Here is a 10409-nt window from a genome sequence, read left to right as displayed (position 1 = left end):
TTTTTTGGGTTACTTTTTGAGAATTATATCAGGTCTTTTATAATCGGATTTCGTATTACTGGCTAACCAAGCTTCCAAATCGTTAATGGGTCGAGCAAAATCTTTAATTTGCTCTTTGACAAATAGTAAAAATTTTTCTCTCTCCTCTTCTGAGAGAGAGTCTTTAAAGTCTAAATAAGTCTTAAGAGTCTTAGAGATTTGAAACCCTAGCTCAGATTGATTTTCAGCCGATGATTGTTGCGTGGGCGCACATTTTGTTGCCTGGCTGCACTCAATGTTGTGTGGAGGCACATTCTGTTGCGGTGACGCATCATGTGTTGTCTGCTCGCAATTTCGTTGTGTGGTCACAACATCTGCTGTTTTTTCTTCTGAGAGAAATCCTTGAGGATTAACTTTAATACGAACTTGAAGTAGTTCCATTTTCAGAAAACCCTTTTTTTCTAGAGACTTTAAAGCTCTGCCAACAGTAGAGCGATGCATCTGAGAATCCTCAGTAGATAAATCCTTAGCAATCTGTGCGGGTGTTAAATTTATGCCTTTGTTATAAGGATCGAGGGCTCTTACGTAGTAGAGAATTTTAAGCTCAGAAAAAGTTAGCTGCTTGATACTCTCTAACCATTCATCACTTTTGAGAGGATAAAACTTTCCCTGAATCTTAGTTTGAGTCATGATGATTAATTCTAAATTTAAGGTGTAGCGAAGCTGTGCCTCTAAATTCTTGATTTCTAGAGGCACTTGAGTTTTAGGCTGTCAAATTTGCGATCAATCTATTTAGATTTACGACCGCGTTTTTTCTGCTGATTGGAAAGCAAGGAAGCTAAATAGAATTCAATTGCTCTTTGATGTGCTTTGGAACAATAACGATTGGCAATCCAGTCTCTTAACAAGCTCTCGTTGTAACGGATAGTGCGTGAATTCAGATACAGAAAATGAATATTTTCTGTCCAGTGCTTCTTTCGATAGAGCTTAAGAGTATGAGTAGACATTCCTATAATCTTAGCAGCTTCTTTTTTTCTAATCCAGTTTCCGAAAGCTAAACCCTGTGGCACGTTGAAACTTGTCATATTGTTGTTCCTCTGATTTGTAGAGTGCCGAGATACAAACTATGACTCTCCGAAACTAGCTTTAGCCAAACAACAATATATTTCACTGCGGTCGAGTAAAATATAGATGGCACAGCGAAAGCTGTTACTAGAGAGTCGAGCGTTGAAGGGCTTTTTCACTTTCCCAGGTGAACCCTATGTGTCTCGGCTCTTTTGCTTTTATATCGTTTCTTCTCCAAAGATACCACAGATAAGCGCATACTAAAAATAAAATGCTTAATATATAAATAAAAAATGATAAAAATTAAACAAAATATGCGCAATAGTTGCGCATAAAAGTAAATATTTTTAAAGATATATGTCGAAAAGAGGATTCTTTGCTATAGTGTTAGGGGTCTAAATACATATTTCTAGCAAATTGTGACAGGCGATTTTGAATTAACTCAGCCCTTATCAAATCAGCTTTTAGGAGAATTAATAAAGAAAATTAGAAAGACAAACAATTTGACTCAAGCTTCTTTCGGGAAGCTTCTTGAGCCTTCAGTAACCCAATCTACGATTGCACGTTGGGAGAAAGGCGAACAAAAGCCAGATGAAGTACATTTTCCTAAATTGGCTTTTTTACTTAATCTTTCTGTTGAAGAACTTTCTGAACTTATTAAAAAACCTTCAGCAGATATTAAAGGTCTGAATGTAGAAAATAAAACCCTAACTCATAATAAAAGGCATTTAGCCTTGTTAAAAAAAGGAGCAAAAGCTTGGAATAAATGGAGAGAAAAAAACCATGATGTAATTCCTCAATTATCGGGTATTTCGCTAACAGATATGAATTTGGAAGGATACGATCTAGATAACGCTAATTTAGCAGGTTGTTACGGGACTCTTACATCTCTGTATCGTGCGAGTTTAATAGAGGCTAATCTAGAAAAAGCGGAATTTAAAGAAAGTAGTTTTAGGGAAGCTAATCTAACAAAAGCCAATCTAAAAAATTTAGTTGCTTCGGATACAAGTTTTAATCGGGCAATTTTTCGAGAAGCTAATTTAAGTAAGGCTTCGATTCAGTATTCTGATTTTGTAGAAGCTAACTTAGAAAATTCCTATTTACAAGGCATAAATTTAAATAAAATCAATTTTTCAAGAGCTATTTTAAGTAAAGTTCATTTAAGTAACTCTAAATTATCATCCATAAACTTTAGAGAAGCTAATTTAAATGAAGCATCTCTAGAAAAAGCAATTCTTAGCAATTGCTTTGTTTACGGTGTTTCTTTTTTAGGAACTAATTTTGCTGGAATTAAACAGAACAACATATATGTTTCAGCTAGTGGTTCAGAAGGTATTCCTATTAATGACATATCACTAGCACCAATTATTTGTTTACAACGCCATAACTCGACTTTGATTAAGAAATTTTTTCGGATTTATCAAATGGAAGAAGAAGCTGTTAATTTAGCTAATGTCCTAATTGACAAATACAGTGAGTATAGTCACACGTACGGCTTTCAAGTTTATAATAATATTGAAGAAAAAGATGAAGAAATCCCTTATTATGAAATCAGAAAAAATAATAACGATTTATTTGTAAGAGTTATTCCTAATTATAAAAAAAGGCGTTTTCTAACATCTGAAGAAGCAGAACCTAGAATAATTTTAACAATAACTGGCGATTTGCTTGAAAGTAATCTTAATTCTAAGGATATTGAACTACTAAAAAAAATGGTGCAATTTGAAGAAAAAAATCAGCAAGAGCGAGTTAACTTGGCAACACCAATGATTGTTAAGATGCTCGACTTTATGGAAAGCGATAAACTTGTTAGTCCAAAGTATACTCTAATCAGAACAGAACAAGAAATTATTCTCCAATCTAACTCTGAGGCTCAAATTGAATTAATGAGAGTAAAACCTGTTGAGGATAAATGGCAGATTGTTAACTCCAGTTTGAGTAAAAATAATTGCAAAGATATTCAAATAGCAGTAGAAGAGTTAAAAAATTCTTCTACTGAGATAACATAAATAATTGTTTCTGACACTCTCACTAATTTTGATTGAGAACTAACGAAAATTTTTTGATATAGTTAGTTCGTCTGAATTAATGTTTTCACTTAATCAATTTTAGGTTCTTGAAATAGCTGCCACTGTTGCTGAATAGTTTCATCTTGCTTATTTGAAGAAGCCACAAAACGTTTAGCTCTATTCTGAAACTTTTTAATCTTCACTTTAACTTTAGCAGCAGGTAAACCCGCAATCTTAAAATAGCCATTAAGGTCTGGTAAATCTTGTAATTCAGAAGGAAAAACAGCATAGCTTTCTCTTAACTGCTCGTTCTCACTAAAAGTTCTATTTCTGCCACCTTTTTGAATACTACGACTGCGATTATTAGTCACATAAACTGACTCCTGTTTACCAATAATCTTTGCCATTGTTTCTGCTGTTTGAGGGTCAGCACAATTTAGAATTAACTTAGTTTTCGTTCCCTGTAAGATAATTCTGGTGTCTTCGCGACCATAAATCTTCGTAATCTGAGCTTCGGTTTGAGTTCCTAATATTGGACAGCCTAGAAACTTTCGACTTTCACTGAGTAAGCGATTGAGACTAGGTAGCTGATTTAAAGCACCCAATTCATCAATCACAATCGCAGTTTTCCTGTTTCTTTCTTCGTTGGAGAGCAAACCCTTAAGCATCAACTCAAAAATCAGACTATACAGAGGTTTTAATAACTCCGTGTCATTTTCTCTGAGAGTAATAAAAATCCATCGGGGGCTATCACTCGCACCCCAACTATAAAAACTCAGTGCTTTATTCTGCGGTTGAGTTAAAGAGGAGTAAAATTCACAGTAGTTGGCGACAGTAGAAAGTACAGAAGTCGAAACTTTTTCTTCTCCCAAATATCTAGCAGCTAGAGTACCTGAAAGAAATGAGCTTAAAACTGTCTCATCACCTTGTAGTAGCTCAAATAACTCCTGATTACTTTTAGTTTGACGAAATAATTCTGCGAGAACTGCTCTGGCTGCAATAGAGAAAAAAGGCTCTTTCGTTGATTCTAGAGGAATTAAACCTGCTGCCATAGTTTCTGGTCTAGCTGGCTCGTGATAATGCGACCAGTGACAACTACGAGCATCAAATGGATTGAAAATAAGGTCTTTTCTGGGGTCGTAGAATTTGGCTAACATTTCCCCTCCTCTGTCGAAGATAATCCCCCGAAAGTCAGTTCTCTGCTTGAGAATAGCTACCATTTGACTGATGGCTTGAGTTTTACCACTCCCAGGAGAACCAATCATAAAGAATCCCCTATTTTCATATTTGGCGGGGATTGGCATTCCTGCTAGTTGTAGTTGGGGTTGATTTTTAAGTTTTGGTTCTTTTTTTAATGTGGCTTTGAGTTGCCTATTGGGTACTACTTTTGCGCCTCGTAGAACACCAGTATTATTATTACGAGAACTAATATGTATCAGCCACAAGAATGAACCGATTCCTACTATGCCAAGGATTAGCTTGAGATATCCAAATTGTTCGATTAAGTAGGGCAAGATTAATCTGGGCTGTTCCATCAATACCAGAGAAATTTGCGGATTTTTAACGTGCCAAAGAAGCAAGAAAAGTATTGGCAGAATAAAAATTATTCCTAGAGGAGAATCATTTGTCTGTTTTTTTTGATTTTTCATCTGCTTATTGACCGATTTTGAGTTTTAGCTTTATTGAGTTGAAGATGTTGCTGCATCTCGTTCGTTCTGGCTTGGATTTGATAATTGATTTGTGTGGCGGAAAAAGTATTGTTAACAGTTGTGTTATCTCGATTGAACTTGAGTTCCTTTTCTTGTTGCTTGATTGTGAGATAGTTTTTATTGCGTCTGATTTCTGTACCATCTAAAGACTGATAGGTTTTTTCTTGAGGATTTTGAAGGTTGAATTTTCCTTGATGCTCGACTAAATATTTAGCAGCAACGAGCAGTTTAAATTCAGAATTTCTCGATGGTTTTTGTGTAGTTATTAGGGGAAGAGCGTTTTCTTGTCCTCTAGATTTGTTTACAGAAACGCCTAAAGCTTTAGAACTAGCGGTGTAAACTGTAAATTCCTGTCTGGCTCTCGAAGCAGCGACATAGAAACTTTCTTTTCCTACAGTGAGAGAATTACCCGAACCCGCAGCATAAATACAGTAATTGGCTGTTTTCCCTTGACTGCTATGAACTGTATCCCCATAGCGATAATCGGAGTAGAGTAGTGAGTCTGGAGTGATTGATTGAGTTTTACCTTTGGTTTTAATGACTATCTGTCCATTATCTTTAAAGCCGATGACTGTAAAATGTTGTCCGTTAATTTGCTTTTGTTTATTCTGATATTGGTTGCGGGTAAATTTCATTTGTTCGCCAGAACGTAGTTCGCGAGTTTGAGATTGAAATACCTCCCTGTCTTTGTAGCGATTGAGTTCTAGAATTTCAGTACTGTCATACCTGTCTCTCAGTTTTACAATGCCTTTTTTTAAGTCCACTTCATCAACTCGATAGTAAAGTTCTTGAGAAAACTTGGCGGAGTTGCGACGAAACTTAATCACATCTCCTATTTGGTAATTACTCGCTTGAGTAAGACTGAATCTATCTAAGTCTTTGGATTTTAAGATTGGGATTTGCTGGGAATTCTGACCCAGTTTTTCTTGTTGTATTAAGCCTTGACGTATTTGATTGGTGATGGCTTCTTTTTCGACGTTCGTTCCCGCTAAAACTAATGTCTGTAGTCGTGTTTTTTCGTCTCGTTGCAAATAATCGGTAACTACAGCATCTCTTCTCAAGCTATCAATTGGCATTTGTTTGATACTGTCATTGGCTTGTAGCTTTTGATATCCTCTCTCGATTTCTCCTGCTGCTAGTAAATCGACGACTTGTTTGAGATTGATATTCTGTTGTCTGACATTTTCATCGATTTGGATAGTAGGCAGTTTGGTTTGCTCTTGCAGTAGTTTGAAAGGAAAACCCGCTTGAACCGCAGCCAGTTGTTTAGTATCGCCAATGAGCAAGATACGAGAGTTAGTTTGTTTTACTCTTTCCAGCAAGTTTTTCATTTGGCTACTACTAATCATCCCTGCTTCATCTACGACAATTAACTCGTTTTTCGTCAGAGACTTTATCGGGATATTAAGATAAGCATCTAAGGTTTGACAGGGAATATCCGTTCCTTGCTGTAATTGAGTGGCAGCAGCAGCAGAAGGAGCTAAACCCCGCATTGAAATATTGTGATAAATAGTTTTTTTGAGTGCTTTGACGGTGTAGGTTTTACCAACTCCCGCATCTCCCTGACAGAGTATTACTGAATCTTTGTTAGTGACGAAATTAATTAGAGCATCGGTTTGAGCTTTGTTTAGTTTGAATTGTTTGGCTTGTTTTTGTGCGGTTTCAGTACTAGCAAGATGATGATGTATATTCATGCCACTTTGAGCCAGATGAATAATCTGTTTTTCCCTTTTGATGGCGGTTAGAGTTGTTAAGCGTCCGTCGTTAGTTTTAATCAGACTTTGATTATTATTTAATTCTCGTTGTAAATCCTTTAAATTGAAGTTGCCTTGAGACTGTCTCAGTAACTCTTTGAACAAAATATGTCTGGGAAAAGCGACTTGTTTTTCACTCGTTACAGTAATTGCTTCAGTTAGTAATTCTTGCTGGTTTTGTAAGTTTAGAAGTTGTTTTCTATTGCCATATTTGGGTTGAGGGTGATTGATACGATTGGATTCGGCTTTCTCTCGCCATAGTTTTTTTATCCCTTCTCTTTCTTCTACAGCTTGATGTACTTTGCCTCTACGAGTACTTGTACAAGCTCGCGCTTTTTTAGCTGCACTGGCATCTTTGCCCACCGCACTTTCTATCTCTTGTCGTCGGGTGCTAAATGCCTTAATTTGTTCTGGTGTATAACCATAAACTTCAAAAGTTCCGTCTCGATTCCAAGTCAGTTCGTAACCTAACTTTTTCAGTTCTCTTCCTAACTCGTGATGGTAAACCATACCAATAGTCATCTTCTGTTGGTATAGTTCTCGATTATCCATCGCCCGCCATTTGCTATCTTCTCCTCTTGTCTGATTGAAAATCACGCAATGGCTGTGAAGTTGGGGGTCTTGATTGCGGTTATCATCGTGTTGAAAAATGGCAACCATTACATTATCTGTTTGTTGGCGATTAGCTCCTCCTTTTCCCGTTCTGGTAAAAATACAGTTCTGCTCTATATATTCGAGAGTATGTTTAACTGCTGTTTGATGAGCTTCAATTACTTGTTTATCTTCTTTAACCAATCCCAAGAGAGAAACTGACTTGGGAGCGGATAAAGTAATATCTCTACCTGGATTGGCTTTTTTCCCCGATTGTCTTTGGCGTAAGGGGAAGCCTTTATTATTAATTCCATGATAGGCTCGGTTGTAATCTTCAGTTAAAACCTGACCTTCAAGTCCTAATATTTTTGCTCCGTTTCCATACCATTGACTATTTTCTAATCCTGCATCTTTGGTGTAGTAATTATCTTGAGCATAGTCATTAACTTTGGCGTATAGTTTACCAATCGAGCAAACCATAGTTAACTTATTTCTTTTAATTATTTCAGTTTTATAGTGACATTTCTGATTAGTTAATAACTACCTTTAAAAAGCAATTTAATACATCTTAATGTTAATACCTAAAAATACCCAAACTTCTCTATTTGTTATTTATTTAAAAATAGATAGTTATTTATTTTGTTCGCACTGAGGGTGCATTAGGTGTGGGAATTAAATTAGTATATTATTTGCTATCTAAAATCAGATGTATCTCACTGAAAGTGCATCTTTTTCCAAAAAATAAATTACATAAAGAGCGAAATATTTGGCACAATAATCAAAGAGTAACTGCATTGAATGAGAAATGAATCAGTCAGAATTAAGTCCCATTGAAAAAGCGATTGCTAAAAAGATTGATAAGACGAAAAATAAAGCCAATCAACCAGGATATTTAAGAAAGTTAGTTGCCAAATTGCATTTGAAAATTGAATCGGCATTGGCTAGAGGATGTGAATATGATGACTTGGCTCAATCGATTACAGAAACGGGAGTCAAAATTAGTGCTGCTACTTTAAAGCAATATCACACTGAGTATCGCCGTCAATTAGATAAGGAAGCAGGAGAAATATCTGAGACGGTTGATTCGGTTTTGCCTTCAGAAAAGCCAGAAGAGAATAAAGCCGAAGTTCTTGTTTCATCATCTCAAACTGATGTCAAACAATCGGCAATCGATAAGTTATTTGCTCAGAAATAAACCATGATTATGAAAGTTAAAACCAAACAGACAGAATCAGACTCTAAGATCATTCCGACTCGTCCAGGTATTCAAATTTCTAATTGTAAGAAAGGAGGTGTTGGTAAGACATTACTCTCTAAATTAAAGGCTGCTTACTGCTTAGAATCGGATTTAGATTTCTATGCAGTGGATGCAGATAGACAGGAGAGTTTTTTAAAAGCGTATCCAGAGTTTGCTCTACCGACTCGCTTTAGTGAGTTAGATAGAAATCTCAAAATACCAGATAAAATTCTAGATTTGGCTTTAGAGAAATTAGTGTTAGTTGATTTGCCAGGAAATGTAGAAGAAGCATTTAATCATTGGTTAACTGCTAGCGATATTTTAGAAGCATCTAAAGATTTGGGTGTAAAGATTCAGAATTGGTATGTACTGGATGATTCGACTGAATGTTATGAAGGATTTCTCAGAACTCTGGAGTTTCTTGAAGATAACGTTCAACACATATTAGTTAGAAATTTAGGACGCTGCGAAGATTGGGAAAGTTTCAATTTGTTTATTACTCCTGAGTTGATCGGCAAATACAATTTGAAGGTTATTGACCTGCCTAAGTTGAGGCTAGATACTGCGACAACTGTGTATAAGAATGCTCTTAGTTTTACGGAAGCGAGAAGATATTCTGAGTTTAGTACGGCTCAATTGGCTGGATTGAGGGGATATTTACGAAGAACTTATACTGTCTTGAATGATGCGAGTTTTAATGTTGAAAGTCTGAGGTTGAATTAGTGAGCTATTTGAAGAAGCCAACTTTACCTCAACAGCAAAGTCAGTTGAAAAAGTTGATAGATGAACGATTACAAAATGAAGAAATAAAGATTCGTCAGCGAGTTTATCAATGGTTGAGTAATAATCAGTATTTTCTGGATAATGAGTTGTTTGATTTTTACTTTTGTGTAGCGCAGAATTTGGCTGCTGTTGAAGTTTTAGGTGCTTCTGGTGAGAAGATAGTTAAGGCGAAGATGGAGTTAGAAGAATCGGCTTTATCTTACAGCAATCAATTTATTAAAACTGCTCGTGGAATGACACAGCAGTTAGAAAGTCAATTGTCTGGTATCGAGAAAAAGCAAGATAATTTGGAGTGGAAGTTAGTTGAAGTCATTGAAGGTTTGGCAAAAGAAAATCATAATTTACAGACTATTTCTACGGGGTTGGTAAATTCTACTACTGTGTTGTTAACGAAACAGAAGCAGATGTTGATGCAGACTGAAAATGCGAGGAAGTTTGCTTTTAAATCAGTTATTATTGCTTGGATCGTTCCTATTATGGCGTTAGTGGGGTGGCTAGTAATTTCCCTACTGTTGAGCTAACAATATTATTGATGTATGACAAAACATCTGAAAATTGTTACAACAGTGATGTTTGTATATCTGACTAGGCAAATTGGATTCCCAAATTTTAGATAAATCACAAATCAAGATTTATTTATTGATTGGAGGTGGAACAGATTCCGCAGCTTTAATCAATTTTTATCAGTCAAGAAGAGCAAATATCAATGGAATTCACTTTAATTATGGTCAACCTAGTTTAGCTGGCGAGCGACGCTCAGTAAATGCTTTGGCAGAATACTATCAAATTTCTATTTCTTCTATCGATTTAGGTATGAAAATTAGCCACGCCAAAGGTGAATATTATTGCCGAAATGCGACTTTATTAATGGCTGCTGCCAGTACCTTTTCCGCTAAACAAGGTATTTTATCTTTGGGCATTCATTCAGGAACGCCTTATTATGATTGCTCCCCTGAATTTTTACAGGATATTCAACATCTTTTTGATGGTTACTTTGGAGGTACAGTTCAAATTGAAGCTCCATTTCTAGATTTCACCAAACAAGACATATATAAGTATTGCCATAAAAATAAAGTTCCTGTGGAAATTACATTTAGCTGCGAGCGTCAAAGCGATCGCCCTTGTGGAGAATGTCCTTCTTGTATTAATAGGAGGACATTTAGCTGCGAGCGTCAAAGCGATCGCCCTTGTGGAGAATGTCCTTCTTGTATTAATAGGAGGATGCTAGATGCAATTAGATGAAATATGCCAAATTCGCAATATCCCTATCGTTGATGTCTCA

9 protein-coding genes are annotated in these 10409 nt (G+C 36.0%); 5 read left to right on the top strand and 4 right to left on the bottom strand.

The window, feature by feature from the left end; all coding sequences use genetic code 11:
- Positions 1-9: 9 nt before the first annotated feature.
- Together H1P_RS26790 and H1P_RS26785 are read right to left on the bottom strand one after the other, a co-directional pair.
- Complete coding sequence (locus tag H1P_RS26790) at positions 10-669, bottom strand: MarR family transcriptional regulator (RefSeq protein WP_186376159.1); 660 nt, start codon at positions 667-669, stop codon at positions 10-12.
- A gap of 98 nt (positions 670-767) precedes the next feature.
- Positions 768-1064, bottom strand: coding sequence for a hypothetical protein (locus tag H1P_RS26785; RefSeq protein ID WP_144873374.1), 297 nt, complete (start codon positions 1062-1064; stop codon positions 768-770).
- A gap of 399 nt (positions 1065-1463) precedes the next feature.
- Between H1P_RS26785 and H1P_RS26780 the strand changes: the two genes are divergently transcribed.
- The gene (locus tag H1P_RS26780) at positions 1464-3053 is read left to right on the top strand and encodes a pentapeptide repeat-containing protein (protein ID WP_144873377.1); all 1590 of its coding nucleotides are present in this window, start codon (positions 1464-1466) and stop codon (positions 3051-3053) included.
- An 89-nt stretch (positions 3054-3142) separates the two neighbouring features.
- On the opposite strand, the gene H1P_RS26775 is transcribed toward H1P_RS26780, so the two are convergent.
- Positions 3143-4702 (bottom strand): type IV secretion system DNA-binding domain-containing protein, encoded by a 1560-nt coding sequence (locus tag H1P_RS26775; protein WP_144873380.1) that lies wholly within the window; start codon positions 4700-4702, stop codon positions 3143-3145.
- Positions 4699-7587: a MobF family relaxase gene (gene mobF / locus H1P_RS26770; protein ID WP_144873381.1), complete on the bottom strand. Its 2889-nt coding sequence runs from the start codon at positions 7585-7587 to the stop codon at positions 4699-4701. Before mobF ends, H1P_RS26775 begins: the two co-directional genes overlap by 4 nt.
- 325 nt (positions 7588-7912) lie before the next feature.
- On the opposite strand from mobF, the gene H1P_RS26765 reads away from it, so the two are divergent.
- The 4 genes from H1P_RS26765 to H1P_RS26750 all read left to right on the top strand — a co-directional run bounded on the left by H1P_RS26765 (position 7913) and on the right by H1P_RS26750 (position 10369).
- Positions 7913-8302 (top strand): hypothetical protein, encoded by a 390-nt coding sequence (locus H1P_RS26765; protein WP_144873384.1) that lies wholly within the window; start codon positions 7913-7915, stop codon positions 8300-8302.
- 3 nt (positions 8303-8305) lie between these two features.
- On the top strand, positions 8306-9067 hold the full coding sequence (locus tag H1P_RS26760; protein ID WP_246141968.1) for a P-loop NTPase family protein: 762 nt from the start codon (positions 8306-8308) through the stop codon (positions 9065-9067).
- Positions 9067-9648: a hypothetical protein gene (locus H1P_RS26755; protein ID WP_144873387.1), complete on the top strand. Its 582-nt coding sequence runs from the start codon at positions 9067-9069 to the stop codon at positions 9646-9648. The genes H1P_RS26760 and H1P_RS26755 overlap by 1 nt, the downstream gene beginning before the upstream one ends.
- A gap of 73 nt (positions 9649-9721) precedes the next feature.
- Positions 9722-10369, top strand: a complete 648-nt coding sequence (locus tag H1P_RS26750) for a 7-cyano-7-deazaguanine synthase (RefSeq protein ID WP_222427256.1) — start codon at positions 9722-9724, stop codon at positions 10367-10369.
- Positions 10370-10409 lie beyond the last annotated feature (40 nt).

The sequence above is a fragment of the Hyella patelloides LEGE 07179 genome (genome assembly GCF_900659865.1).
GTDB classification, from domain to species: domain Bacteria; phylum Cyanobacteriota; class Cyanobacteriia; order Cyanobacteriales; family Xenococcaceae; genus Hyella; species Hyella patelloides.
The sequence above is the reverse complement of the archived record's forward strand: the minus strand, read 5'-3'. Positions and strand labels throughout refer to the sequence as shown.